The sequence below is a fragment of the Flavobacterium sp. UMI-01 genome (genome assembly GCF_019656315.1).
Taxonomy (GTDB): Bacteria; Bacteroidota; Bacteroidia; order Flavobacteriales; family Flavobacteriaceae; genus Flavobacterium.
The window spans coordinates 218,771-245,498 of record NZ_BPLU01000067.1; the positions used below are offsets into that span (position 1 = coordinate 218,771).

Consider the following 26,728-nt stretch of genomic DNA (forward strand, 5'->3'; position numbering starts at 1 on the left):
AATCTTAGCCCCTCAAAAAAACTACATCGAAAGTTTATCATATTTATTCATCATTTGCACACTATGTACTAAGGTAGCACCACCGCGAATAGCAGCAGCTACGTGTACTGCTTCCATCATTTCTTCTTTGGTTATCCCTCTTTTAAGTCCATCGCCTGTGTAGGCATCAATACAATACGGACATTGTACGGTATGCGAAACTGCCAAGGCAATCAATGATTTTTCGCGGGCAGACAAACTGCCTTCTTCAAAAACTTTTCCGTAGTAATCAAAAAACTTGTCTCCTAGTTCTTCATTCCAATCGGAGATTTTACCAAATTTTTTCAGGTCGGCTGGGTCGTAATAGGTTGTGTCCATTTTATAGTGTCTTATTGAGTTGTTTGTTTCTATGCTATCAAAAATACAATCTTGGTTATAATATAAACCTACGTTTTAATTTAATTTTTGGTTTTAATTTATTTTATACAAATCAACCCCTTCTCATCTTCATTGATGCATTACTAAAATTTTCAACAAATAAGGTACGCACTAACCTTAGATTTTTATGGACGAGTACAATGGGTAAACCTGACAAAAAAATAGCGATTCCACTTAAAAAAACTTTTTTTAATCCGTAAAAAAAACTTCCTATTCACAAAACGAAAAAATCAAAACAAACAACTATACCCCCTAAAATTATAGGGGGTAAAAAAAATAACAATTAAAAATATAGCCAAAAATTTCAAAATTTACATTTAAAAACAATTTAAGCCTTAAAAAAAGACAGTAAAACCAAAAATTACACATTATTAAAATCATAATTTTTTCTAAAAAAAACGAAATATTAGTTATTATTAGCACTCAATTTTAAAATATTAATAATTCGTCTTCGATTTTAACAAAAAACCAATCAATTCTAATTTCGATTTGAAAAAAGTTAATAAATTCGCCAAAAACAAACGAAATACTAACAATAAAGCAACAAAAAAACAAAAGACCTTATATTATATTAAAAAGAAGCATTAACCTTTATTTCAAAAACAAATTAAACATGAAAAAAATTGAAGCAACAATTAGAAAATCTAAATTTTCTGATGTGAAAAAAGCATTACATGCTGTAGGAGTAAATTTCTTCACTTATTGGGATGTGACAGGAATAGGAAATGAAAAACAAGGTCACGTGTACCGTGGTGTTTCCTATAGTACTAGCGACATCCAAAGAAGACATCTTTCGATAGTTGTAAATGACGACTTCGAGGAAGTTACTATCAAAGCCATTTTGGAAGCTGGTTCTACTGGACATGTAGGAGATGGAAAAATATTCGTTTCAGACGTTCAAGAAGCATACAGAATTCGTACAGGAGATAAAGGAGGAGATACATTAAACTAATAAACACATTTACACATGGATACAGGATTATTAACCACAAATAACGTATGGATGATGCTATGTACAGCATTAGTATTTTTCATGCACTTAGGATTTTCATTTTTAGAAATTGGATTGACAAGACAAAAAAACACCATAAACATCTTATTCAAAAACTTATTCATCATTTGTATTGGATTGTTACTTTACTGCTTAGTAGGATTCAACTTGATGTACCCAGGAGATTTTAACGGTTTCTTCGGATTTGCAGGATTCGGATTAGAGGCTCCTCTTAAAGACGGTGCATTAGACCTTGCATACAACGAAGGATACACTTACTGGACTGACTTCTTATTCCAAGGAATGTTTGCTGCTACTGCTGCTACTATTGTTTCAGGAGCTGTTGCTGAAAGAATTAAAGTAAATTCATTCATGGTATTTGCTATCATCTATGTAGGAATAGTTTATCCTATAGCTGGTTCTTGGAAATGGGGTGGTGGATTCCTTGACGAAATGGGATTCTATGACTTTGCTGGTTCAACTTTAGTACACTCTGTAGGAGGATGGGCTGCTTTAATAGCCATCTGGTTACTTGGTTCACGTATTGGTAAATTTGACGAAAACGGAAAACCAAAAGTTATTCCAGGTCACAACTTACCTTTGGCTACTGGTGGTGTTTTAATCTTATGGTTAGGATGGTTTGGTTTCAACGGAGGTTCTGTACTTTCTGCTGACCCTGCATTAACCTCATTAACATTAGTAACAACTTGTTTAGCTGCTGCCGCTGGAGGAATCGCTGCTTTCATGTTCTCTCAATTCTTATACAAAAACCTTGACTTAACTATGTTCTTAAATGGAGTATTAGCAGGTTTAGTTGGAATCACTGCTGGAGCAGACCAAATGGGACCTACAGATTCTATCTTAATCGGTATTATTGCAGGTATGTTAGTTGTAGGTGCTGTTGCCTTAGTGGATAAATTAAGACTTGACGACCCTGTAGGAGCAGTTGCTGTTCACTTAGTATGTGGAATTTGGGGAACTCTTGCTGTAGGTATCTTTGGAGCAATGGCAAGTATGGATCAATTTTTAATTCAGTTGACAGGTGTTGCTGTAATTGGAGCATTCTGTATCGTATCTTCATTCATTATCTTAATTGTAATCAAGAAAACAATGGGATTAAGAGTTTCTAAAGAAGAAGAAATCGAAGGACTTGACGAGCACGAACACGGAATGAGCGCTTACCCTGATTACCGTATGAACGATAATTAATCTGATTATAATTCCTATTTATACATTAAAACCTGTTCAGTTTTCTGAACAGGTTTTTTTATACCCCACACCAACCAGTTTCAAACAACCACACCATTTACCCTCAAAAACAATATAATTCCTTAAATAATACCAACAAAACAACACATTACTCATTTTTTTAACAAAAAAACAAGACTTTATTTAGAATAGAATAACTAAAATTTATACCTTTCATTAAACAAATTATGTAATTTTAGAAATACAATAAAGTAATGATTAACCATTAAAAAACATCGACCTATGTGTTTACTATCAGACAATGTGATTCCAGGTAATCGCGGCACATCCTTTGGCACTGATGCCAAAGAAGAAACAGACTTAAAAAACATTCAAAAAAGCATCCTGTCTATAGACGGAATCAAAGAGGTTTTAATCAATTTTTCAGTTTTTCCTAGGGAACTTAGGGTTTTTTCAAACAAAATGATTCCCGTACAATTAATTGAAACAAAAGTTAAATCCGTAGGATTCCACGCTGTAAGCAAAGATTCCTTTTACAAATAAAACAACCTCTGAATTTACATTCAAAAAACATCCTTTATACTGCTATAGTTAAAGGATGTTTTTTTTTCACAACCCCAATTCACAACTAATAATCAATTATTCATTGATTATTTACTTATTAATGATTAAATTTAAAGAACCTAAAATCCTATTCTTTTAACTCCAAAAAAATCATTACCATGAGTTTATTATCAAGCAATATTATCCCTGGAAACCACGGACGCGTTTTTGGGACTAACGCAAAAGAAGACTCCGATTTAGAAGCAATTCAAAAAAGCATTTTAGCTATCGACGGAATCATAGAGGTAGCCATAAACACCCATGTCTTTCCTCGTGAAATAACGGTTTACTCCGACAAAATCATTTCCATTGAAGAAGTAGAAAAAAAAGTAAAATCAGTAGGATTTCATGCCATCCCAAAAGAAGTCTAACCTAACAAGACCTCTGAACCATACAAACAACTTCTTTACACCTCTACTCCTTTTTAAAAAAAATAAAAAAAAACAGGTATAAAATTTTTTTCACAACCAACTATATCGTAATATTGCAATATAAATATATCACAATGGGAACTACAAAAACCGCACATTTCACGACAGAACAAAACGAATGGGCAACCTTACTCAAAGCCATCGCCCATCCGGCACGAATTGCAATCATTCAACACCTCATCAAAGTAAATAGTTGTATATGCGGGGCTATTGTAAATGAATTACCTCTTTCACAACCCACGGTTTCTCAACATTTAAAAGAACTAAAAAACGCAGGTTTAATCAAAGGCAACTTAGAAGGAAACACCATTTGTTATTGCCTAGACGAGGATGGATTTGCTAAGATCAAAGATTTTTTTCAAACCGTCAATACCTACTTAGAAAGTAAAAACACCAGTTGTTGCTAAATCAAAATACAACCTACTGTACATTTTAATCTCAATCCATTAGATAAAAACAATTAAAATCAAGCATTATGAAACTTTCAGCAATCAAACCCATATTAGAAACTGTTGAAACAGTTACTTTTATTTTACCCAACGGACAATTAGTACCCGAACATTTCCATGTAACCGAAGTGGGACAAATTACCAAAAACTTTATCGATTGTGGCGGTAAAGTCCGTCAAGAAACCGTCGTAAATTTTCAATTGTGGGACGCTAACGATTACGAACACCGTTTAAAACCATCGAAATTGCAACAAATAATTGCCCTATCCGAAAAGGTTTTAAATATAGGCGATTACGAAATTGAAGTAGAATACCAAGGCGAAACCATCGGTAAATACGATTTAGATTTCAACGGAACAGCATTTACTTTATTGAACAAAACAACAGCTTGCTTAGCAGAAGACGCTTGTGGTATTCCTGTCGAAAAACAAAAAAACAACACAACCGAAACAAAATCAGCAACAAGCTGTTGCACGCCTGGAAGTAGTTGTTGCTAAAACAACCTTTCCTAATTAAGACTAATTTTCCTCTCGATTTACAAAACAAACACTTTAATTCATCATCATACCATGCTATTCGAATCCATTCAAAAAATAGTTGCTTCCCTAGACTTCAATACAATTTCATCAGAAAGAAAAGAAGTACTTCAACCCCTAATTGATTACATCCAAGCCAAACACAGCGTCAAAAAAGACATCAACTTAAACTTTATTTGTACACATAACTCCCGACGAAGCCACCTCTCCCAAGTGTGGGCACAAACGGCAGCTGCTTACTACAACATTCCTTCTGTTTACACCTATTCAGGTGGAACTGAAGCAACCGCCTTATTTCCTATGGTAGCACAAACATTGCAAAACTCAGGTTTTCAAATCGAAACTTTATCAGAAGGCAACAACCCCATTTACGCCATTAAATACACCCCAAATGCACACCCTATCATTGGTTTTTCCAAAACCTACGAAGCCTCTTTCAATCCTGAAGGTCAATTTGCAGCCATTATGACTTGTTCACAAGCGGATGGAGGATGCCCTTTTATTGCAGGTGCTGAAAAACGCATTCCAATTACCTTTGACGATCCAAAAGCATTTGACAACACTCCTCTTCAGGCAGAGAAATACCTAGAACGCAGCTTGCAAATTGCTACTGAGTTGTGTTATGTATTTTCGTCAATTGTATAATTTTTCACCAACAATAAACGAGTAAACTTTAAAACTATGTCTGCAAATAATTGCGCACCAGCTGCAAATCGAAAAAAACTTTCTTTTTTAGACCGCTTCCTTACTTTATGGATATTTCTCGCTATGGCAATTGGCGTCTCTATTGGGTATTTTGCACCATCCAGCAGTAACTATATCAATGCTATGTCCTCAGGAACTACAAACATCCCGTTAGCTATTGGACTTATTTTGATGATGTACCCACCACTTGCCAAAGTCAATTATTCTCAAATGGGAAAGGTTTTCAAAAACACCAAAATCCTAGGCACTTCCTTATTACTTAATTGGATTATTGGTCCTATACTCATGTTTTTTTTAGCACTCCTTTTTTTAAGTGACTATCCCGAATATATGATAGGAGTTATTCTTATTGGCCTCGCTCGTTGTATCGCCATGGTAGTAGTATGGAACGACCTCGCCGACGGAAATAGGGAATACGCTGCAGGTTTAATTGCCTTGAATTCTATTTTTCAAGTACTATTATACAGCTTCTACGCCTACCTTTTCATTACTGTTTTACCTCCATTTTTTGGCTACAACGGCTTTGAAGTTGATATAAGTATAGCAGCTATTGCCGAAAGCGTAGGTATCTATTTAGGAATTCCATTTGCACTAGGCATCATTAGTAGGTATAGCCTGATTGCTATTAAAGGAGAAAAATGGTTTCAAGAGCAATACATTCCAGTAATTTCTCCTATCACTTTAATTGCTTTACTATTTACTATCGTATTAATGTTTAGTCTAAAAGGTGAATTGATTGTAGAAATTCCGATGGACGTTGTACGCATAGCAATCCCTTTAGTTATTTATTTTGCTCTAATGTTTGTGAGTAGTTTTCTACTGGGTAAGTATTTTGGAGCTGATTATTCCAAAGCGACTGCCATTGCTTTTACAGCCACAGGCAACAATTTTGAACTTGCTATTGCAGTTGCCATAGGTGTTTTTGGAATCAATAGCGGACAAGCCTTTGCTGGGGTAATAGGTCCTTTAGTCGAAGTTCCTGCTTTAATCGCACTAGTAAATTTGGCCTTTTGGTTTCAAAAAAAATACTATAGCCCTAAATTAGCTTCTACCAACCTCTAGGAAGAAACCGCATTTTATACCGTTAAAAAAAAGGATTTTTCGCTCTATTGCGAAAAGTCCTTTTTTTATAGAAATACCAGATATTCAAGCACCACCAAACACCTCTCCTCTATGTTTTTTGACCTTAATTAGGAATTAAAAAATCACTCTATCAAACGCATTTTGTACGTGTTAATTTTCAAAAAAACTGCACTTTATCGATTATTTTATTATATTACTTACAAAAAATTGGTACCACGGAACGTATTTATTATTTTTGACAAACAACGCGTTCATTTTCTTTTCGTTTTTGTAGCGCAATATTATTCCAGCTTTACATTTCTTAAAGCTCCTATAACTAATTTAACTAGCAATTTACTAGCATCAGAATACCCTAAAATAGGTATTGTAAAAAAAGTATTAAATTTTTATTTTTAACCTTAAATATTTTAATATGAAAACAAAACTACTTTCTCTCTTATTTTTACTCGTATTTAGTACGATTACGTATTCCCAAACCGAAGGAACAGACTACGCTTCTGGTATGGACGACCCCACAATTATGGTAGCAAACGGTACAGACTTATATGTAATGGGAGCCACAAACATCTATAAAATTGACACCACATCCCCCACCCCTACCCCCGTATCTATATACAATACTGCTGCTGATCACTACTTAGTAAACATTTGCATTAATGGCAACACAATGTACATGGCGCAAGAAAATTATCAAGTATCTACCGATAGCTTTCTAGGCGGAAGAATCTTTTCCCTAAACTTAAGCAATCTTTTAGCGCCAGCTAGTTTAATCTTCACTAGTCCTGAATATATTAGCTCTTTGACCAATAACGGCTCTATCATTTACTTCACTTCTGAAACATTAACAAATCCTCCTAGCTTTGAACCTTTCACCACTCATGTCGATAAAATCGACGCTAGTACCCCCAGCCCTATCGCTGAAACTATAATCGCTAACCTTAATACGGATAGCGTAGCAAGAGACATTCAATTTTACAACAATCAACTTTTCATCTCCTCAGCTGATGATAGTGTCATATTCAATATTGATGTTACCCAAGGAACACCAACAGCCCAAACATTGTTAAGTGGTCTTAGTTTCAATAGAGGTATCTTTTTACACAACAATGTTTTATATTTTGCCGGAGGTCATCTTATTAATAAATTCCCATTAGATTCTTCATTATCTTCTCCTATTGCAGTAGCGAAAAATACTACGTATCAAGACTCTAATAACGGCTCTCCATTTAATGCCAACTTTAGAGATGTCGCTATTATTGGGAACACAATTTACATGACTTTATCCAATCAAGGTAAAGTACTTAAAGTCGTAGATACATCATTAGGGACTGACGAATTTGCATCTAATTTTAATGATATCACCATTTACAACACTAAAAACAAATTGTATGCTAGTGGCTTCGAAGACACAGTAAACACTACAATTTACAACCTTTCAGGACAAAAATTGATTTCTAAAAAACTATCCCCTAACAACAATTTAATAGACATAAGCACTTTATCAAAAGGAGTTTACCTATTCAATATAGAAAATCAAAAAACGGTAAAATTCATAAAGATTTAATCCAAAATCAATTAAACCTTTCATACAACTACGGAATAAACTAAAACAACAATAAGGACATTCCTTTATATAAAAGTATCCTAATGCTTTCTTTTTATCACTGCTAACAGAAATAATCAAACAGCCTCATGTTGTCATTTCACCTTAGTTAGTGTTTCCCCTAAAAAGACAAGATCATTAGGATACTTTTTTTACCGCAACCACCACATAATCAAACCTTCTCCTTACGTAACACCTACGTAAATCCACTAACTCCCCTCCAATAAAGCAATAAAAAAAATACAAAAACTACGTATTTAAAACAAAAAAAGATACGCTTTTCACAACCCAATAAATAAAAAAAATTGACAACAACCCGTTAAAAAACATAGATACCCCTTCAAAACAAATCATTTTTAATCAATAAACCCTAAAAAAATTGTATTATAGATATTTTGAAATACGTTTTTTAAGAAATTCTCAAATAGTTTCAAAAAATAGATAAATATGTATTTTAATTAAGTATAACTACGTATATTTGCTACGTAATACTTAATTAATGATATTATGATTAAAATAATTGTAGTCGGAAACGGCATGGTGGGGTACAAGTTTTGTGAAAAATTCATCTCAAAATCTGGACAGGAAAAATATCAAATTACCGTGTTTGGTGAAGAACCAAGACGCGCTTATGATCGTGTTCACCTTAGTGAATACTTTGCTGGAAAATCTGCTGATGACTTATCAATGTCAACTGCTTCCTGGTACGAAGAAAATAATATCATTTTAAATACTTCTGAATTAGTAACCGACATTCATAAAGAAACCAAAACGATTACGACACATTTAGAAAAAACTTATTCCTACGATTATCTGGTTTTGGCAACAGGTTCATCTGCTTTCGTTCCTCCTATCGATGGAGTCGAAAAAGAAGGTGTTTTTGTTTACAGAACCATCGAAGATTTGGACGCTATTATGGCGTATGCAAAAAAAATAAAACAAAACGGCGCTACTGAAGCTGCTGTTTTAGGAGGAGGACTTTTAGGACTTGAAGCTGCTAAAGCCGTACGTGATTTAGGATTAAACCCTCACGTTGTCGAATTTGCACCACGCTTAATGCCGAGACAATTAGACAAAGGCGCCAGTAATATGTTGCGTTCAAAAATCGAAGAACTAAACATCAAAATCCACCTTAGCAAATCAACTCAGTTCATCGACGGTGACGATTACATCACTGGAATGATGTTTGAAGAAGAAGAGTTATTAAAAGTGGATATGCTAGTAATATCAGCGGGAATCAAACCACGTGATGAACTAGGAAGAGGCGCAGGCCTTGAAGTAGGCGTACGTGGCGGGATTGTAGTAAACAATAAAATGCAAACCTCTGACCCTAACATTTTTGCTATAGGTGAAGTTGCTTTGTACAACCACATGATTTATGGTTTAGTTGCTCCTGGTTACGAAATGGCCGATGTAGCTGCTGACCAAATCATGGAAGGTGAAAAAACGATGAGAGAAAGCATCGATATGTCCACTCAATTAAAATTGATTGGTGTTGAAGTGGCTAGTTTTGGAGACCCATTTATTGAGCACCAAGACGGAACTCCAATTGTTTACGAAAACAAAGTAAGCGGAATTTACAAAAGAATCAACATTTCTAAAGACGGAACCAAGCTACTTGGTGGTATCTTAGTAGGCGATTCTAGCGATTACAATACGTTATTCCAAATCTACATCAACGGAATGGCTATTCCTAAAAACCCTGAAGATTTAATCTTAGGAGCTAGAGGTGGCGAATCATCTGCTATGGGTAGTGCTATGGATTTACCTGATACTGCGGTAATTTGTTCATGTGAAAATGTAACCAAAGGCGCTATCTGTTGTTCAATTACTGATGGAAGTTGCGAAACTTTTGGCGATGTGGTAAAGGCTACTAAAGCCACTTCTGGATGTGGGGGTTGTAAACCAATGGTAGTGGATTTAGTGAAAGAAGCTCAAAAATCGTTAGGTAAAGAAGTCAAAGACGTTATCTGCGAGCATTTTGCCTACACCCGTCAAGAATTATTTGATATTATAAAAATCAACAAATTCACCAACCACAATGAAGTTCTTGGAACTGTAGGTAAAGGAGATGGTTGCGAAGTGTGTCGCCCTGTTGTATCTTCTATATTTTCTAGTATTTATAATGACACCGCTAATAAACACGTTACATCACAAGATTCTAATGATAGATTCTTAGCCAATATTCAACGAAATGGAACCTATTCAGTTGTTCCAAGAATGGCTGGTGGTGAGGTAACTGCCGAAAAACTAATCGCTATTGGGGAAGTAGCCAAAGAATATAACTTATACACTAAAATTACAGGAGCACAACGTGTGGATTTGTTTGGTGCCGAACTAAATGACCTACCAGCTATCTGGCGCAAATTGATTGACCATGGTTTTGAAAGTGGTCATGCTTACGGAAAATCCTTGAGAGCTGTAAAAAGTTGTGTTGGAAATGCTTGGTGCCGTTACGGTATGGACGATAGTACAACTCTGGCCATCGAATTAGAAAACCGTTACAGAGGTATTCGTTCTCCACATAAATTAAAAGGTGGTGTTTCTGCTTGTATCCGTGAATGTGCCGAGGCAAGAGGAAAAGACTTTGGAGTTATTGCGGTTGAAGGAGGCTGGAACTTATACATCTGTGGAAATGGAGGAGCTAACCCAAAACATGCTGTTCTTTTAGCTGAGCAAATTGACAAAGAAACCGTATTCAAATACATGGACCGATTCCTTATGTACTACATCCGTACTGCTGGACCTTTGGTACGTACTTCTACTTGGTTAGAAAAATTAGAAGGTGGAATTGATTATTTGAAAGACGTAGTAATCAATGACAGTTTAGGTCTCAACGCCACCCTTGAAGCTGAGATGCAACAATTGGTTGACACTTTCGAATGCGAATGGAAACAAGCCATTGAAGATCCTGAAATGATGAAACGTTTTAGCCATTTCACCAACTCTGATGACCGTGATGACAATATTGAATACATCCCGCTTAGAGAACAAAAAATGCCTAAAGCTTGGTAATCCAATAATCAACCGAATTCAAATACACTAAAAATAACCTTTCCTATCTCCGCTTCCGATTTACAAGGAAGTGGAGTTGTGGAAAACAAAAATAGCAATCATGGAAAACGTACTAAATCAATACGAAACAGTAGCATTAAATGATGTAAAAACTTGGTTTAAAGCAGGTAAAACTTCCGATTTCCCAGCTGACGGTGGTGGATGTATTAAATACAAAAACAAACAAATTGCCGTTATCAATTTTGAAAGAAGAAACGAATGGTATGCTTGTCAAAACGTATGTCCTCATAAAATGGAAATGGTACTTTCAAGAGGAATGATTGGGTCCGCCGATGAAATACCAAAAATTGCTTGTCCTATCCACAAAAAAACCTTCTCTCTTAAAGACGGAAGCAATCTAAGTGGTGACGATTTAAAAATTGCAACTTATCCGGTAAAAATTGTGGAAGGCGAAGTATTGATTGGGTTTATCGATTAAATACGTATATTTGGAGTATGATAAAACCACTCCAAATGACAACACCTTTTCAACAAGCCTGCCAATGGATTGATGCCGAAAATGCACAAGATCCTAATATAGAAATTCACGAATCCATAAGCTTTCCTAAAGAACTATTATACTCTAATAGAATGACCGAAAAGCTTATGGATTTTTGTCCTTCAGCCTCAGAAGAAGTACAAATTGCTGCCAAAGCCCAACACATTTGCCGTTGGAAAATAGCCCGAGAATCCTATCCTATGGATCGTGTAGGCTACCTAAAATGGAGAGAAGATTTAAAAAAATTCCACGCCAAAACCACCGCTTCCATTTTGGAAAAGGCAGGTTATGACGAAACTTTTATCGCTAGAGTTTCTTTTTTAATTGAAAAAAAATTACTCAAGAAAGATGCTGAAACGCAATTATTAGAAGACGTAATTTGTTTGGTCTTTTTAGAATTCTACCTTGAACCTTTTGTTGAAAAACACGACAGAGAAAAACTAAAAAACATCATCCTAAAAACGTGGAACAAAATGTCGGAAAAAGGACAGCAGGCTGCGTTAAAAATCAACTACAGCGAAGCCAATCTTGAATTAATCAAAGAAGCGTTAGGATTATAATTGTATGGAGAAAAGCCTTTCAGAATCTACTCGGAATTTTAACTTCAAAAAGTTAAAACAACGCTATATTTTTGCCTTAGTTACTATTGCAATAACGGTTTTAATGAGCCAGTTATTGATTCAATACAACATCAACACACAACTAAACGATTCCCGATTAATTAATATTTCAGGGAAGCAACGAATGTTGAGTCAAAAATTAGTAAAAGAAATTTTGATTCTCAATGCGGTATCTGATTCGGCTAAAACCCAACAACAAATCTCCAACATCAACGAAACTCTTTTGCTTTGGAAAACCACCCAAAATGCGCTTCAGTACGGAAATGACAGTTTGCAATTCCCTACTCAAAAAAGCCCACAACTAGCACAACTGTACCAAGCCATCCAACCTAATTTTGATACCATTGTACATACTACAGGTTTGATTTTGAAACACCGTAAAACAGGTGGCGACCCTGAAACCAATCAATCTTTGATACAAACAGTACTGGACAACCAAGTCATTTTTTTAAAAAAAATGAATCAAATTGTAGGACAATATGAAAAAGAAGCATTTCACAAAGTAACCCTGCAACGCAATATGGAATATGGGATTCTATTTTTTACGCTATTGGTTTTACTTCTAGAGTTGCAATTTATATTCAAACCTACGAATCAAAAAATAGAACAGCTCATCACAAAACTATTGTATTCAGAAAAGAAAGCACTCAAATTAGCCCACGACACTGAAGTCATTAGCCAACTCAAAGAAAACTCTGTTAAGGAATTGAAGTCTTTGAATTACGCAATGGAAAACACCCTATTGTATTGCCGAATTACAAATGACGGTAGCATCATTCATATAGGTGAAAAATTTGCAAAACTCATCAACTATACCGCTTTTCAAGCAGAAAAAAAATTCTCAGAAGTACTTACCCCTATCGAAAAGGAGCAAGCATTTATAGATCGTATCATAGCTGAAAAACAAAAAAGTGGCTGGCAAGGAGAATTACACCTGACCCGTTCAGCCGAAGAATCCATTTGGCTGGATTTATCAATGATACCAGTGAGTATCCGTAAAGAAGAGTCGGAACTATTGGTAATTTGTTTTGACATCACCATCCGAAAAAACGCTGAACAGGAAGTAGAACGACTGAATGCCGAAAACATAGCCGAAAAAATCAACCAACAAAAAATCATTTCGAGCAAAATTGTAGAAAACCAAGAGAACGAACAAAATCGTATTGCCAGAGAAATTCACGACGGAATTGGTCAAATGCTAACTGGATTAAAATTCAGTCTCGAAAGCATCAATTTGGACGACAAAGAAAAATCAGCTCAAAAAATCGAATACCTTAAAAAATTATCTTTGGATATCATCAAAGGTGTTCGAACCGCTACATTCAATTTGATGCCTCCTGAATTAAGTGACCATGGTATTGTTTCTTCTATCACCAAACTTACCCAAGAATTATCCAAATTAACTGGAAAAAACATTCTGTTTTACAATAAAACTAATTTTGACCAACGTTTGGATTCACTTATCGAGATCAACCTCTATCGACTTACTCAAGAAGCCATCAACAATGCCATCAAATACGCTGATTCTACGCATATAATCGTGCAACTTTCGCACAGCAACAACTTACTCAGCATTACCATTGACGACAATGGCAAAGGCTTTGACTTAAACACCGTGAGCCAAAATAAAAACAGTGAATCTGGCGGAATGGGATTGTTGTTCATGAAAGAAAGAATTCAATACATCAACGGACGTGTGTTTTTCAATTCTATTGTAGGCGAAGGCACCCGCATTACCTTCAACATTCCTATTTAATTTCAATTCTAAAAAAGCCTCCTCACTCCCCACTCTTTTTCCTACGAGCTTATTTAGAAACCCCATACAACGCTTTAATTCTACTCGTATTATTTTTTTTTCAAACTAATGAATAAATACGTATATTGCGTATTATTTTAGTGTTTACTACGTAACACTAATTGTTTTTAAATTACGTAACTAATTATGAGTAATACAATACGAGTTGTTCTAGCTGACGACCATGTTTTTGTGAGAGACGGCGTTAAATCCTTATTAGAATCAGAAGAAAATATAGTAGTGGTGGGTGAAGCGACTGACGGACAAGAAGCCCTTACTGTGGTGAAAGACAACCAACCCGACCTTTTGATTATAGACATCCGCATGCCTCATTTGACCGGAATTGAAGTAGTTGATGCATTACGTAAATCAGGTAATTTTGTAAAAACAATTGTGCTTTCTATGCACGATTCTGAAGAATACGTACTTAAATCCATTAACGCAGGTGCCGACGGCTACTTACTTAAAGGTTCTAGTAAAGAAGAGTTTTTAAAAGCACTTCACACCGTAATAAATGGGGGTAAATATTTTACAGGGGACATCTCCTCCATTCTTATCAATCAATTGTCAAATAGCTCTGGTATCGAAGCCAAAAATACTCCTACTGAAGAATTGACGATAACCAAAAGAGAAAAAGAAATATTAAAGCTATTGCTTTCTGGTAAAGGCAACAAAGAAATTGCCGAAACATTGGAAATCAGTAAACGTACCGCAGAAGTACATCGTTTTAACTTGATGAAAAAACTAAAAGTGAAAAACTTAATGGAACTTTCTAACAAAGCAACCGAATACGCTCTGATATAACAGCACTTTCGTCCAAAACATCCGTTTAGTCAAATGATTTTACACCCATTTGACTAAACGGATTTTTTTTACCTCAATTTTCCAATAGCGTAAACCAACACCTTGGAGTTCCTGTCTTAATCAACGCAATAACCCTACATTAGAAACAATAAAAAACCTACAATCCAAAGTACTTATTTTGCAAAACAAATATTTACGTAAAACAATTACGTATAAATACGTAATTATTTTCAAAAACCTGCGTTTTCGCAGGTTTTAACTAGTTTTTACTACTTACATTTGTAAAAAAATATAAGTATATATGGAAAATTCAGTTTCTTTATCCAAGTCACACCGAATGTTATTTCTTAACACATTTGCATTCACTGTATGTTTTGCCTGCTGGACTTTAAATGGAGTATTAGTAACCTTTTTAGTTGACAAAGGCATTTACAATTGGAGCGTAGTACAGGTAGGTTGGCTGTTAGGTATTCCTATCTTAACAGGTTCTATCATGCGCTTACCTATAGGAATATTAACAGACAAGTTTGGCGGAAAATATGTTTTCGCAACCTTACTTCTCCTTTGCTCAATACCGCTGTTTCTTTTACCTCTAGCCGACAGCTTTTTCATGTTTGCTGTCTTAAGTTTTCTATTTGGAATGGTCGGAACTAGCTTTGCCGTTGGAATAGGATACACTTCAATTTTTTATCCAAAAGAATGGCAAGGTAGAGCATTGGGGATTTTTGGTATGGGAAATGCAGGTGCCGCTATTACAACATTTATAGCCCCTTCTTTATTAAATCAATTCTCCATTGACGACCCACAAAATGGCTGGAAATTACTACCTATTGCTTATGGAGCGGTTTTATTAACCATTGGGTTACTGTTTTTATTTTTTGCTGAAAACAGAAAATTAGACAAACCAAATCGAACAATTCCTCAAATGCTTACGACCTTAAAGAGCCCGAGAGTATGGCGTTTTGGAGCTTATTATTTCTTGGTATTTGGTTGTTTTGTTGCTTATTCGCAATGGTTGCTACCTAATTTCATGAACGTTTATCAAACCAGCTTAGTTATGGGAGGTATGTTTGCCACTATGTTCAGCTTACCTTCAGGTGTTATTCGTGCTTTTGGAGGTTATCTTTCTGATAAATTTGGCGCTCGTACAGTAATGTACTGGGTACTGGGATCCTCAGTATTTTTGAGTACCTTATTAATGATACCAAAAATGGAAATCACAACAGCTGGTCCAGGAGTTATGGCTACCAAAAAAGGAGTAATCACATCCGTAAGCCCAACAAATATTAGCATTGACGGTAAAGACCATGCCATCGACTCAAAACCAGAAGCTATCCAAACAGGAAGTATTTTTCCATCAAAATCATCTTGGCAAAAAATCATTGTAGCACAAAACCAAGAAGTAAATAAAAAAGAACTTATTGCCAAAGGAGTAACCCGAATCAATTTTGATGCTAACATGTGGGTATATCTCGTTTTAGTCATCCTAATAGGTATCTCTTGGGGTATTGGTAAAGCAGCTGTTTACAAACACATTCCTGAATATTTCCCTAACGAAATAGGTGTAGTAGGTGGTATGGTCGGATTACTTGGTGGATTGGGTGGATTTTTTGGCCCTATCATCTTTAGTTACTTATTGACCACTACTGGAATTTGGTCTAGCTCTTGGATATTTATTTTACTGTTCTCTATCATTTGTTTGGTTTGGATGCATATCACCATTACAAAAATGATGAACGAAAAACAATTGGCTATGGCCAATGATATGGACAGAAAAAACTAAAACATACTGTACCCAAACGGAATAACAGTTAAATCCTTTTTTTTTGAGCTGTCAGGAAATTGCATTTTCTGACAGCTTTTTTATTACGGCGAATAATTATCATATCAATCATCACTTACACCGATTTGGATTTCCATGCACTATACCCCTAAATAAGATTGATATACCTCTAAAACAAATACCAGGAGTAAAAAAAGACACTTCTTAGTAAATCTTACCAAAATAACATTCTGTCAATTTACGAATAGATAAATTACTGATTTTGAAAAATTTCTAACGATAAATACAACATTCTCAATTCGAACCTAGCAAACAGAAATCTCAATTTAAAAAATACGTATTACTACTTATTTTAACTACATTTGTTTTACCAATCTGGAATATTTCTTAATTCAATACACCATGAAAAGAATCAATACCGACTGTACCCACTGCACGAACACCAATTGTTTTATAAAAAAGCATTTGCATTTGGAAAAAATGCAGGATTTTGCCGCGCAAAAAAACACCTTTTCGTGTAAAAAAGGACAGCAATTCATGATTGAAGGTGCCCCTTTACAAGGGCTGTATTTCTTGTACGAAGGCAAAGTTAAAATCATTAAAACCGGTATTTATGGTAAAGAACAAATTGTGCGCTTGTCTTCTGAGGGCGACACAATTGGATTCAGAGGTTTTGGTACGCGCAACCGTTATTTGATTGGAGCTGCTACGATAGAAGACAGTATTTTATGTAATTTTAGCAATGACGTCATGCAAGACATCTTGAAAACTATTCCTGAATTTACGTACGACATGATGCTCTTTTACGCCGAAGAACTAAACAAAAGCGAAAATAAGGTCAAAAAAATTGCTCAGATGAACGTACGCGAAAGAGTCATTGATACTTTATTGCATTTGCATAAAAAATTTGGACAAACAAATCATTACCTCAACGTTTATTTATCACGAAAAGAAATTGCCGATTTTGCTGGCACTACAGACGAACAAGTCACTCGAATTTTTTCCAGTCTAAAAAAAGAATCCTTAATAAATATTGTGGGAAAAAAAATAAGTCTCATTGAAATAGGCAAATTGCAAAGCGAAATTATCGAACACACCCAGTTGTAAACGCACTACAAAAGAACCCTTGCTCTATATTCTCATTTCCAGCAATCATAGCTACATCTAAATTGAAAGTCCGTAAGGGACTTTTTTTATTTTCACCCTTCTTGACCTCTTTACGTACGTACGCTTACCTACGCTAATTTAAAAAACAAAGCAATACAAGTACCTAATAAACAGGTGATTAATTCAAAGACCTGCCAAAACACAAGTTATAAACTGTTATAACTTTCTATTTTACCCATACAAAAACCTGTTTTTAGCTGTTATTTACCTTATATATACGTATAAATACGTACGTACATTTGTAAAGTAAATAAGTAGAACACCAATATCAATTAAAATCAACTATTATGAAGTTACTAAAAAAAATTTCCTTTTCCCTTTTAGGACTAATTAGTGCTAGTACGTATGCACAAGAATTCAATGCCGATATTCAAATAAGACCTCGTTATGAATACACCAACGGCTTTGGAACTTTAATCACTCCAACAACTGACCATACCTCTTTTATTGGCAATCGTACAAGAGTTAATTTCAACTATGGAGATTCGAAATTAAAACTAAAAGTAGCTTTGCAAAACGTACGTACGTGGGGAGCAGTGAACAACCTTACAGGAGGAATCTCAAATGCCACTAACAGTTTTGTATTATTTGAAGGATGGGCACATTACAGTTTTTCTGATAAATGGAGCACCAAAGTAGGTCGCCAGCCTTTATCGTATGACAATCAAAGAATCCTTGGAGGATTGGATTGGGCTAATCAAGGGCGTAGCTTTGATGCTGCTTTAATCAAATTTAAAGATGCAAAAAACCAATTGGATTTAGGTTTTGCCTTAAATGCGGATTCAGAAGCAAAAGTAGCACCTACAACGCCTTATGCAACCGATTTCAAAGACATGCAATACGCTTGGTACCACACCAACATTAAAAAATTAGGAGTTAGTTTCCTAGTCTTAAACTTAGGAAGAGAATATTTAAAAGCGCCTTCTGAAATAGAGACCAATTATTCTCAAACTTTTGGTACTTATGCAAACTATGCAGGTAAAAAAGCGAGTTTTGACTTTAGTTTCTACGGACAAACGGGAAAAATTGGTGCAAACAAAGTATCAGCTTATGAAGCAGCAGCCAATTTAGGCTATGCTTTCACTCCTAAATTCAAAGCAACTGTAGGATATGAATTCCTTTCTGGTAAAGACCAAACTTCAACTTCAAGCATGGTAAAATCATTCAACCCTATTTTTGGTACAAACCACGCTTTCAACGGATTCATGGATTACTTCTATGTAGGAAACCATATTGGTTCTGTAGGATTACAAGATTTGTCTTTAAAATTAGATTTCCCAATCAAAAAAGTAAACCTATCTGTTGCACCTCATATTTTTTACACTGCAAACGAATTAGCTGCCACAGATGATAAATACTTAGGAACTGAAATCGACTTAACAGCAACTTACAAAGTATATAAAGACATTACATTAATCGCTGGATATTCTCAAATGTTTGCTTCGGATGCTATGGTGGCTCTAAAAGGTGGAACAGGATTGAAAGATGCTACAAACAACTGGGCTTATTTGATGATTAACATCAACCCACAAATCTTTTCGACAAAAAAATAATTTAGAAATAGAACTAAAACAAATTAAGATGAAAAAATTAGTATTCAAAATTTCATTACTAGCTATAGCTGCTCTAGGAGCTATCAGCTGTAAAAACGAAGCCAAAAAAGAAGCGACAAGCACAGAAGCAACTACGGCTTCTAAAACAGAAAAATTAACTTTAGAGAAACCACAAGTAACTTTAGGTTTCATCAAATTAACCGATATGGCACCCTTGGCCATAGCCAAAGAAAAAGGATTCTTTGAAGACGAAGGTTTGTTTGTAACACTAGAAGCACAATCCAACTGGAAAAACGTTTTGGACCGTGTGATTGACGAACAAATTGATGGTTCGCACATGTTAGCAGGTCAACCGATTGCGGCAGCTGTTGGTTTTGGAAGACAAGCCAAATTGGTAACTACTTTCTCCATGGACTTAAACGGAAACGCCATTACCGTTTCTAACGATGTTTGGTCAAAAATGAAACCAGGATTGCCATTGAAAGATGGAAAACCAGTACACCCAATCAGTGCTAGTGCCTTACTTCCTGTAATCAAAGAATACAAAAACAGCAACAAACCCTTCAAAATGGGTATGGTATTCCCAGTATCTACACACAATTACCAATTAAGATATTGGTTAGCAGCAGGAGGAATCAACCCTGGAATGTACACGAAAGACAACGTACAAGGGATGATCAATGCAGAGGCTTTACTGTCAGTAACACCACCACCACAAATGCCAGCCACTCTTGAAGCAGGAACCATCAACGGATACTGTGTAGGAGAACCTTGGAACCAACAAGCGGTTGCTAAAGGAATTGGAGTACCTGTGATTACATCAAACGACATTTGGAAAAACCATCCTGAAAAAGTATTCGTAATGACAAAAGCTTTTGTGGAGAAAAACCCAAATACGGCTATTGCGATTACCAAAGCCTTGATTAGAGCTGGTAAATGGTTAGACGACCCAAAAAACAGAGCCGAAGCGGTAAAAATATTATCAAGCCCAGCTTATGTAGGTGCTGATGAAGCAGTACTAGGAAACTCTATGACAGGTACTTTTGAATATGAAAAAGGAGACAAACGTGACGAGCCAGACTTTAACGTATTCTTCAAAAACCACGCAACTTACCCATTTTACTCTGATGGTGTATGGTACATGACGCAAATGAGACGTTGGGGACAAATCACAGAAGCACAACCAGCAGCTTGGTACGATGCTAAAATCAAAGAGGTGTACAAACCTGAAATTTGGACTAAAGCAGCTGAATTGTTAGTAAAAGAAGGCAACTTAGACCAAGCGGACATTCCTACTACAGATGGTTACAAACCAGCGACGACAGACTTCATCGACGGATTGAGTTATGATGGTAAAAAACCATTAGAATATATCAAAAGCATGAAAATAGGGAACAAAAACTAAACCTAATTTCTTAATTGAGGATGTGCCCCACGCATCCTCAATTACAACTTTCACAAACAACAAACAACAAACAAAACGGCTAATTATTCTGAAAGATGAGTAGCCAAACAAATTACAACTAGACCACAGTATTTAAAGAGTTGGTGCTTATTTCCCGAAATAAATACCCTCTTTTTAAACCAACATTTTTAAATAAAAAGACTATGAAGACATTAACAATAAAAACCGTAAAATTTATGGGATTGGGTTATCTAGAGCCTCTCATTCGATTACTTACTGGTGAAGAAGTAAAAAAGAACGCAACAGATTGTTTCAAAAAAATCTTAATTCCTTTGCTTTCTGTTGTCGCATTTATCTTATTGTGGCAATCATTTTCAGATTATTTAGCGAATGTGGAATCGACTGTAAAAATCGAAAAAGCATTGAAAGACCAAGGTCCTGAAGCAGCCAAACGATTAGAAGAATGTATTGCTTCTGGCGATGTAAGTTGTCGTCCTAATTCCTTGCCATCCCCTACTATGGTAGTGGGAGCTGTGGGTAAATTATGGGACGATCACTTAATAATGGCGGCTAAAAAAGCCGATTTTATTGCCCAATACGAATCAATTAATGCCGAAAGAGTTGCCCGTGGCGAAACTGAAATTGTTTATACGGGGCGTCCTTCTTTTGTGGACCAAATCAAAACGAGTTTAAAAACCGTATTTGCTGGATTTTTATTATCCATCGTGATTGCTGTACCGTTTGGAATTGTATTAGGATTGAGTAACACCTTGCGTACGTCTTTCAACTGGATTGTTCAAATTTTCAAACCCGTTTCACCAGTAGTATGGTTGTTATTGGTTTCGATGATTGTAAAAACCATTTTGACCAATGTAGATGTCGAAAAATCATTTGTGATTTCGTTCATCAGTGTGGGATTGTGTTCTATGTGGGCCACCTTGGTAAACACTAGTGTTGGAGTTTCTTCTGTAGATAAAGATTATATGAATGTGGCCAAAGTATTGCAACTGGGTACTTTCAAAAAAATATTTAAAATCATCCTTCCATCGTCATTTCCGATGATTTTTACTGGATTGCGCATCACGCTTTCAGTAGCTTGGATGGTCTTGATTGCCATTGAATTATTAGCACAAAGCCCTGGTTTAGGAACTTTTGTTTGGGAAGAATTCCAAAACGGTTCAAGTGATTCCAACTCTAAAATTATTGTTGCCATGTTTGTAATTGGTATCATCGGATTTATGTTGGACAGAATCATGATGATTTTCCAAAAATTACTAACGTTTACGGATTAATTTATTTGAAGAGACTTAGAGGCTAAGACACTGAGACTAAGAACCTCAGCGCCTGAGCAACTCAGAACCTTAGAACCTAAAAAAGAAAAATCATGGCTTATTTAGAACTAAAAAATGTTTGTAAATCCTACGGTGAAGGAAAAAACAAAACCGAAGTGTTAATAAACATCAACTTAAGAATAAACGAAGGCGAATTTGTGGCTATTGTAGGCTTTACCGGAAGTGGTAAAACGACCTTAGTCAATTTGCTAGCAGGATTAATAGAACCCGATTCAGGCGAAATCCTTTTCAAGGGCAAACCTATTTCAGGTCCAAGCCACGAGCGTGGCATCATTTTCCAAAACTATTCCTTACTCCCTTGGTTAAGTGTGTACGACAATATCGCAATGGCTGTGAAAGCCGTATTCAAAGATTGGAACGAAAAACAAGTCGATGAGCAAGTAAAAAGCTTCATTGCCAAAGTAAATCTTTCGCATGCTACGCACAAAAAACCAAAAGAACTTTCAGGAGGAATGCGTCAGCGTGTGGCAGTGGCGAGAGCTTTGGCGATGCAACCCGAATTGATTTTGATGGACGAACCACTAGGAGCTTTGGATGCTTTGACCAGAGGAAATTTACAAGAAGAAATCCTTTCCATCTGGAGCGAAGACAAACGCACCGCACTATTAATTACCAATGATGTGGACGAAGGCGTATTTATGGCCGACAGAGTCATTCCGTTACGACCAGGACCACGCGCGACTTTAGGGCCAGAATTTGATATCAAAATCGAACGTCCACGTGATAAAGTAGCCATGAACCACAACGATAATTTCAAGAAATTGCGTAACGAAATCATTGAGTATTTGATGGAAATAGGACAAGAAAGAACCGCAGGATTAGAGGTAGCGCAATATGAATTACCTGATTTGGTTCCAATGAAATTTGATTGATTTTTTTTGGAACACAGATTTCACAGATTGACACAGATTATCCTTTCTAGTAAATAAAAATTGAAACACATAGATTCAAAGATGTTCGTTGAACTTAAAAAAGCGTTTCACTGCAATAGCCATCCTAGAGTTGACTTGATTTTAGCAACGGATTACTATTAATTAACTTCAATTTCTATCAGAGAAAATGATTTAAATTTCTCAAATCTGTGTTCAAAAAAAAGAATCCTTAGTTCAACAAGTTGAATACGCATAGTATTATCAGTCCTATGAGAGTAAAACAACTAAAAATACAAACTAAGAAATCTAGGATTCTAAGTGTTTAAAAAATAAAAAACAGAAAACATGACAGACACACAACTACACACACAAGATATAGCAAGAGACGCACTCGGTTTCGAAAAATACATGCTCGAATTATCGAACCTTACCAAAGTTTATCCTACCCCAAATGGCGACTTTGTGGTAATAGAAAATTTGAATCTCAAAATTAAAGAAGGGGAATTCATTTCTATCATCGGACACTCAGGCTGTGGAAAAACCACCTTGCTCTCGATGATAGCGGGACTCAATCCTATCACCAGCGGTGAAATCATCTTGGACGGAACCCCTATTTCGGGACCAGGCCCAGACCGTGGCGTTATCTTTCAGTCCCCTAGTTTACTGCCTTGGATGAGTGCACTCGAAAACGTACAATTGGGTGTGGACAAGGTTTTTGCTTTTGCTACCAAAAAACAACGCCAAGACATTTGCAAATATTATTTAAGCAAAGTAGGTCTCGACGGTGCATTCGACAAAAAAGCCAAAGACCTTTCCCAAGGAATGAAACAACGTGTGGGCATCGCCAGAGCCTTGGCCTTGAAACCGCAAATATTGCTTTTGGACGAACCCTTCGGTATGCTAGATTCCCTAACTCGTGGCGAATTGCAAGATGTATTACTAGAGGTTTTAGACAAAGAAAAAACAACAGGAATCATGATTACCCACGATGTGGATGAATCGATTTTCCTAGCCGACAGAGTCATCATGATGACCTCAGGTCCAAGAGCCCAAATTGGCGACATCCTCGACATCACCTACGATCGCCCCCGCAACCGTAAAGCCATCCTAGAGCACGAAACTTATTACGCCAACAGGGAACACCTTATCAATTTCCTTGAGCATTAATATTTTGCCCCAAATCTATTCCTCCCAAAATCGAACAGCTACCTACGCTCGTTCGATTTTTTTGAAATTAAAAAAGATGCTAGCTTGAGAATAATAGAGCTAGCAGCTAAAACACAAGTCCCAAACGTTTAATTAAAAAAGTGATGTTATGAAAACAAATTTTCTTAACTACTTCAAAAACATTGCATTCCAAAAAATTATTTTGTGGTGTTATCTAATTTGGTATTTCACTATTATATCGATATACTTTGAACCTTCCTTAAAATTATGGGCTAGCTCAATTGGTATTTCTTTTATTATTGGATTTGCTCTTATCTTGTCCACCAGTCAACAAGGCACAAAACAAGATATCTGGATTAAAGTCAGACTCTTCTTATTTCCATTTTGTGTATCTAGTTATTCAGCCACTATAAAAGATTACAATTTCATTTTGCTCTTTCCGACTAACCAACTCCATTTACTTATTTCTTTTGGCAATTGTTTACTATTTTTAATCCCTATAGGATTTATTAAAAAATTCTATAACCCCACTTATGTAGATAGGTAAACTTATTTAGAACTAAACACGGCCTTAAAAAAAAATTCATGTATTCACCTCTGGCAAATTTGAATCTTTTTAAGTAGTTTGACTGGTTTTCAAAACAAGCTTCCCTCCTGCTCCCGAAACTTCTTCGGGACAACTTTATCTTTTTATTTTGTCAAGCTGAGCCTGTCGAAGCCTTTTTCAAATAGCAACATCATACTGAGTTAACCCGAGTTTTAAAAACAAAATACAAAGGATACCGCTCCATCAGGGCTAAAAATCGCGTTTTTATTATCACAATTTCGTTTAGCAAAATATCTTACAAATACTATTTTCTTGTACTCCGTTGTAAGAAAAAAAATAATATATTTGAAATTATAAATAATACGCAATCATAAACACAAAAAATTGCGCACAACATGCCATTTTAGAATAAAACTAGTATAGTTTATGCGCCTATAAAATAGTTGTGCGATATCTAAAAAAACTGAATGGAAAAGAACAATATTTTAATAAATGAAATTGTCGACTTTATAAATAAAACTATAAAATATATACCTGTTATCTCTTTCCTTTTTCTGTTTTTTTCATCTGCAGAGCTTTTCGCATATTATAAATATTTTAGTATAAATATTTATAATTATATTACAATAGAAGATTTGTTTTTTAATTTTTACACATTTTTTTTTGAATATTTAAGCATAATATTTGAACTGTTATTTTCAGTACTAATATTATACTATGCGTTGGGTTTTGACAAAAAAAAAATAAATTTTAATTGGATAATCTATATATATGTTGCAATTGCAATAATTGTCTTCGCAATAAATGAATTCACAAATTATAAAATATCTAATATTTACTTTGACCTCTTATGTACTTTCCCGTATGCTTTTATATACTTAAATATTATAAAAAACATAGATCAATCAAAAATAAAAATATTACTTGCGTTTCTTTTTATTTTTGGATATTTCCATTTAAAAGTTAAATATTTCAGCAAAGAAAATGCTAAAGAGATTATTGAAAACGAACAAAATACAGAAATAAAATTTACTTACATAAATAGGCTCATTAAGTCCAGTTCAGAAAATATTTATATTGGAGAGACTTCGAATTATATATTTTTCTTCGCTAAAAAACAATCAGAAACAACAATATATAAAAAGAGTGATATTCAAAATTTGACATATACAAAACGCTGAAAAATATAGACATCGCACAACACACGTAACCGTTGCACAACCCTTTCAAAAAATAAATTTTCATAAGAATCATAAAAAACAACCTCGTTTAAGCACATTTAAACGAGGTTTATTTTTGTTTGTAAGTTAGAGGCTTTAAAAAATGAAAGGCTTAAAATCGAGTATTTCAAGTTATAGAAAGCAGTTTTTAGAGAGGTTGGTACTTTTGCTTGTAGTTCACTTACAACTCCGGCTTTTATTTTCGTTTTTCGGCTGATAAATTTCAGGTATTTCTCCGCTCTCCGAAGAGTACAAAACATTCTTCTAATCACTGCGCAAATGTCTCTGACTTTGTACATTTTTTTTGTTTATAAAAAACGAAATCGCCCCAAAGTCTCCTGACTTTTGCAAAAAACATTTTCAAAACCCATAAAAAGGAACAAATCATAGACATCCTTTGTAGAGTTACTTACGGAGTTCCCTCCTATCGTCGGGAAGACAAAATTGGGGTTACAAGGCTTGAAACATGGTGAATCTTTGTGAAACAAAAAACTTTATAGGGAAGATAAGATTGGGGTTACAAGGCTTGAAACATGGTGAATCTTTGTGTTTTTACTTCGTGTAGCTTTGTGAAACAAAAAACTTTATAGGGAAGACAAGATTGGGGATACAAGACTTGAAACTTGGTGAATCTTTGTGTTTTTCTTAGTGTATCTTTGTGAAACAAATAAATTTACAACGAAGACAAAATAGGGGTTACAAGGCTTAAAACTTGGTGAATCTTTGTGTTTTTACTTCGTGTATCTTTGTGAAACAAATAAATTTACAACGAAGGCAAAATTGGTGTTACAAGGCTTAAAACTTAGTGAATCTTTGTTTTTTTACTTCGTGTAGCTTTGTGAAACAAAAAACTTTATAGCGAA

Annotated in this window: 23 protein-coding genes; 22 read left to right on the forward strand and 1 reads right to left on the reverse strand. The window is 35.2% G+C overall.

Annotation, left to right across the window (positions count from 1 at the left end):
* Window positions 1–21 precede the first annotated feature (21 nt).
* A complete protein-coding gene (locus K5R64_RS14945; protein ID WP_220764570.1) occupies window positions 22–357 on the reverse strand; it encodes an arsenosugar biosynthesis-associated peroxidase-like protein in 336 nt (111 codons plus the stop codon).
* 673 nt (window positions 358–1,030) lie between these two features.
* Between K5R64_RS14945 and K5R64_RS14950 the strand changes: the two genes are divergently transcribed.
* The 22 genes from K5R64_RS14950 to K5R64_RS15055 all read left to right on the forward strand — a co-directional run bounded on the left by K5R64_RS14950 (window position 1,031) and on the right by K5R64_RS15055 (window position 25,826).
* Window positions 1,031–1,369 carry a P-II family nitrogen regulator gene (locus K5R64_RS14950; protein ID WP_220764571.1) on the forward strand — a complete coding sequence of 113 codons (339 nt, stop codon included), beginning with the start codon at window positions 1,031–1,033 and terminating at the stop codon, window positions 1,367–1,369.
* Window positions 1,370–1,384: 15 nt separating this feature from the next.
* Window positions 1,385–2,617 carry an ammonium transporter gene (locus K5R64_RS14955; RefSeq protein WP_220764572.1) on the forward strand — a complete coding sequence of 411 codons (1,233 nt, stop codon included), beginning with the start codon at window positions 1,385–1,387 and terminating at the stop codon, window positions 2,615–2,617.
* A gap of 282 nt (window positions 2,618–2,899) precedes the next feature.
* Entirely contained in the window at window positions 2,900–3,160 is a 261-nt protein-coding gene (locus K5R64_RS14960) for a heavy-metal-associated domain-containing protein (RefSeq protein WP_220764573.1), read from the forward strand.
* Between the two features lie 179 nt (window positions 3,161–3,339).
* The gene (locus tag K5R64_RS14965; RefSeq protein WP_220764574.1) at window positions 3,340–3,591 is read left to right on the forward strand and encodes a heavy-metal-associated domain-containing protein; all 252 of its coding nucleotides are present in this window, start codon (window positions 3,340–3,342) and stop codon (window positions 3,589–3,591) included.
* Window positions 3,592–3,725: 134 nt separating this feature from the next.
* Entirely contained in the window at window positions 3,726–4,058 is a 333-nt protein-coding gene (locus K5R64_RS14970) for a helix-turn-helix transcriptional regulator (protein WP_220764575.1), read from the forward strand.
* 68 nt (window positions 4,059–4,126) lie between these two features.
* A complete protein-coding gene (locus tag K5R64_RS14975) occupies window positions 4,127–4,597 on the forward strand; it encodes a DUF6428 family protein (RefSeq protein WP_220764576.1) in 471 nt (156 codons plus the stop codon).
* 72 nt (window positions 4,598–4,669) lie between these two features.
* A complete protein-coding gene (locus K5R64_RS14980; protein ID WP_220764577.1) occupies window positions 4,670–5,281 on the forward strand; it encodes a low molecular weight phosphatase family protein in 612 nt (203 codons plus the stop codon).
* A gap of 36 nt (window positions 5,282–5,317) precedes the next feature.
* Window positions 5,318–6,403: an ACR3 family arsenite efflux transporter gene (gene arsB / locus K5R64_RS14985; protein WP_220764579.1), complete on the forward strand. Its 1,086-nt coding sequence runs from the start codon at window positions 5,318–5,320 to the stop codon at window positions 6,401–6,403.
* Window positions 6,404–6,836: 433 nt separating this feature from the next.
* The gene (locus K5R64_RS14990; RefSeq protein ID WP_220764581.1) at window positions 6,837–7,988 is read left to right on the forward strand and encodes a T9SS type A sorting domain-containing protein; all 1,152 of its coding nucleotides are present in this window, start codon (window positions 6,837–6,839) and stop codon (window positions 7,986–7,988) included.
* Between the two features lie 546 nt (window positions 7,989–8,534).
* Window positions 8,535–11,042, forward strand: coding sequence for a nitrite reductase large subunit NirB (gene nirB / locus K5R64_RS14995; protein ID WP_220764583.1), 2,508 nt, complete (start codon window positions 8,535–8,537; stop codon window positions 11,040–11,042).
* Window positions 11,043–11,142: 100 nt separating this feature from the next.
* Entirely contained in the window at window positions 11,143–11,520 is a 378-nt protein-coding gene (gene nirD / locus K5R64_RS15000) for a nitrite reductase small subunit NirD (protein ID WP_220764585.1), read from the forward strand.
* 35 nt (window positions 11,521–11,555) lie between these two features.
* Window positions 11,556–12,140: a DUF4202 domain-containing protein gene (locus tag K5R64_RS15005; RefSeq protein ID WP_220764587.1), complete on the forward strand. Its 585-nt coding sequence runs from the start codon at window positions 11,556–11,558 to the stop codon at window positions 12,138–12,140.
* A gap of 4 nt (window positions 12,141–12,144) precedes the next feature.
* Complete coding sequence (locus K5R64_RS15010; protein WP_220764588.1) at window positions 12,145–13,956, forward strand: ATP-binding protein; 1,812 nt, start codon at window positions 12,145–12,147, stop codon at window positions 13,954–13,956.
* Window positions 13,957–14,142: 186 nt separating this feature from the next.
* Window positions 14,143–14,799, forward strand: coding sequence for a response regulator transcription factor (locus K5R64_RS15015; protein ID WP_220764589.1), 657 nt, complete (start codon window positions 14,143–14,145; stop codon window positions 14,797–14,799).
* A 301-nt stretch (window positions 14,800–15,100) separates the two neighbouring features.
* Window positions 15,101–16,582: a nitrate/nitrite transporter gene (locus tag K5R64_RS15020; RefSeq protein WP_220764590.1), complete on the forward strand. Its 1,482-nt coding sequence runs from the start codon at window positions 15,101–15,103 to the stop codon at window positions 16,580–16,582.
* Window positions 16,583–16,984: 402 nt separating this feature from the next.
* Window positions 16,985–17,689: a Crp/Fnr family transcriptional regulator gene (locus tag K5R64_RS15025; protein WP_255580395.1), complete on the forward strand. Its 705-nt coding sequence runs from the start codon at window positions 16,985–16,987 to the stop codon at window positions 17,687–17,689.
* 347 nt (window positions 17,690–18,036) lie between these two features.
* A complete protein-coding gene (locus K5R64_RS15030; protein WP_220764591.1) occupies window positions 18,037–19,302 on the forward strand; it encodes an alginate export family protein in 1,266 nt (421 codons plus the stop codon).
* A gap of 28 nt (window positions 19,303–19,330) precedes the next feature.
* Window positions 19,331–20,707: a CmpA/NrtA family ABC transporter substrate-binding protein gene (locus tag K5R64_RS15035; protein WP_220764592.1), complete on the forward strand. Its 1,377-nt coding sequence runs from the start codon at window positions 19,331–19,333 to the stop codon at window positions 20,705–20,707.
* 203 nt (window positions 20,708–20,910) lie between these two features.
* Window positions 20,911–21,999, forward strand: a complete 1,089-nt coding sequence (locus K5R64_RS15040; protein ID WP_220764593.1) for an ABC transporter permease — start codon at window positions 20,911–20,913, stop codon at window positions 21,997–21,999.
* Between the two features lie 92 nt (window positions 22,000–22,091).
* Window positions 22,092–22,931, forward strand: a complete 840-nt coding sequence (locus K5R64_RS15045) for an ABC transporter ATP-binding protein (protein WP_220764594.1) — start codon at window positions 22,092–22,094, stop codon at window positions 22,929–22,931.
* 345 nt (window positions 22,932–23,276) lie between these two features.
* Window positions 23,277–24,098 (forward strand): ABC transporter ATP-binding protein, encoded by an 822-nt coding sequence (locus tag K5R64_RS15050; protein ID WP_220764595.1) that lies wholly within the window; start codon window positions 23,277–23,279, stop codon window positions 24,096–24,098.
* A gap of 1,014 nt (window positions 24,099–25,112) precedes the next feature.
* Complete coding sequence (locus K5R64_RS15055) at window positions 25,113–25,826, forward strand: hypothetical protein (RefSeq protein WP_220764597.1); 714 nt, start codon at window positions 25,113–25,115, stop codon at window positions 25,824–25,826.
* The last annotated feature ends 902 nt before the right edge of the window (window positions 25,827–26,728 follow it).

Bases quoted from the DNA above. Each gene is read 5' to 3' on its own strand.
- K5R64_RS14945 (WP_220764570.1), bottom strand. From the start codon at position 357: ATGGACACAACCTATTACGACCCAGCCGACCTGAAAAAATTTGGTAAA.
- K5R64_RS14950 (WP_220764571.1), top strand. From the start codon at position 1,031: ATGAAAAAAATTGAAGCAACAATTAGAAAATCTAAATTTTCTGATGTG.
- K5R64_RS14955 (WP_220764572.1), top strand. From the start codon at position 1,385: ATGGATACAGGATTATTAACCACAAATAACGTATGGATGATGCTATGT.
- K5R64_RS14960 (WP_220764573.1), top strand. From the start codon at position 2,900: ATGTGTTTACTATCAGACAATGTGATTCCAGGTAATCGCGGCACATCC.
- K5R64_RS14965 (WP_220764574.1), top strand. From the start codon at position 3,340: ATGAGTTTATTATCAAGCAATATTATCCCTGGAAACCACGGACGCGTT.
- K5R64_RS14970 (WP_220764575.1), top strand. From the start codon at position 3,726: ATGGGAACTACAAAAACCGCACATTTCACGACAGAACAAAACGAATGG.
- K5R64_RS14975 (WP_220764576.1), top strand. From the start codon at position 4,127: ATGAAACTTTCAGCAATCAAACCCATATTAGAAACTGTTGAAACAGTT.
- K5R64_RS14980 (WP_220764577.1), top strand. From the start codon at position 4,670: ATGCTATTCGAATCCATTCAAAAAATAGTTGCTTCCCTAGACTTCAAT.
- arsB (WP_220764579.1), top strand. From the start codon at position 5,318: ATGTCTGCAAATAATTGCGCACCAGCTGCAAATCGAAAAAAACTTTCT.
- K5R64_RS14990 (WP_220764581.1), top strand. From the start codon at position 6,837: ATGAAAACAAAACTACTTTCTCTCTTATTTTTACTCGTATTTAGTACG.
- nirB (WP_220764583.1), top strand. From the start codon at position 8,535: ATGATTAAAATAATTGTAGTCGGAAACGGCATGGTGGGGTACAAGTTT.
- nirD (WP_220764585.1), top strand. From the start codon at position 11,143: ATGGAAAACGTACTAAATCAATACGAAACAGTAGCATTAAATGATGTA.
- K5R64_RS15005 (WP_220764587.1), top strand. From the start codon at position 11,556: ATGACAACACCTTTTCAACAAGCCTGCCAATGGATTGATGCCGAAAAT.
- K5R64_RS15010 (WP_220764588.1), top strand. From the start codon at position 12,145: ATGGAGAAAAGCCTTTCAGAATCTACTCGGAATTTTAACTTCAAAAAG.
- K5R64_RS15015 (WP_220764589.1), top strand. From the start codon at position 14,143: ATGAGTAATACAATACGAGTTGTTCTAGCTGACGACCATGTTTTTGTG.
- K5R64_RS15020 (WP_220764590.1), top strand. From the start codon at position 15,101: ATGGAAAATTCAGTTTCTTTATCCAAGTCACACCGAATGTTATTTCTT.
- K5R64_RS15025 (WP_255580395.1), top strand. From the start codon at position 16,985: ATGAAAAGAATCAATACCGACTGTACCCACTGCACGAACACCAATTGT.
- K5R64_RS15030 (WP_220764591.1), top strand. From the start codon at position 18,037: ATGAAGTTACTAAAAAAAATTTCCTTTTCCCTTTTAGGACTAATTAGT.
- K5R64_RS15035 (WP_220764592.1), top strand. From the start codon at position 19,331: ATGAAAAAATTAGTATTCAAAATTTCATTACTAGCTATAGCTGCTCTA.
- K5R64_RS15040 (WP_220764593.1), top strand. From the start codon at position 20,911: ATGAAGACATTAACAATAAAAACCGTAAAATTTATGGGATTGGGTTAT.
- K5R64_RS15045 (WP_220764594.1), top strand. From the start codon at position 22,092: ATGGCTTATTTAGAACTAAAAAATGTTTGTAAATCCTACGGTGAAGGA.
- K5R64_RS15050 (WP_220764595.1), top strand. From the start codon at position 23,277: ATGACAGACACACAACTACACACACAAGATATAGCAAGAGACGCACTC.
- K5R64_RS15055 (WP_220764597.1), top strand. From the start codon at position 25,113: ATGGAAAAGAACAATATTTTAATAAATGAAATTGTCGACTTTATAAAT.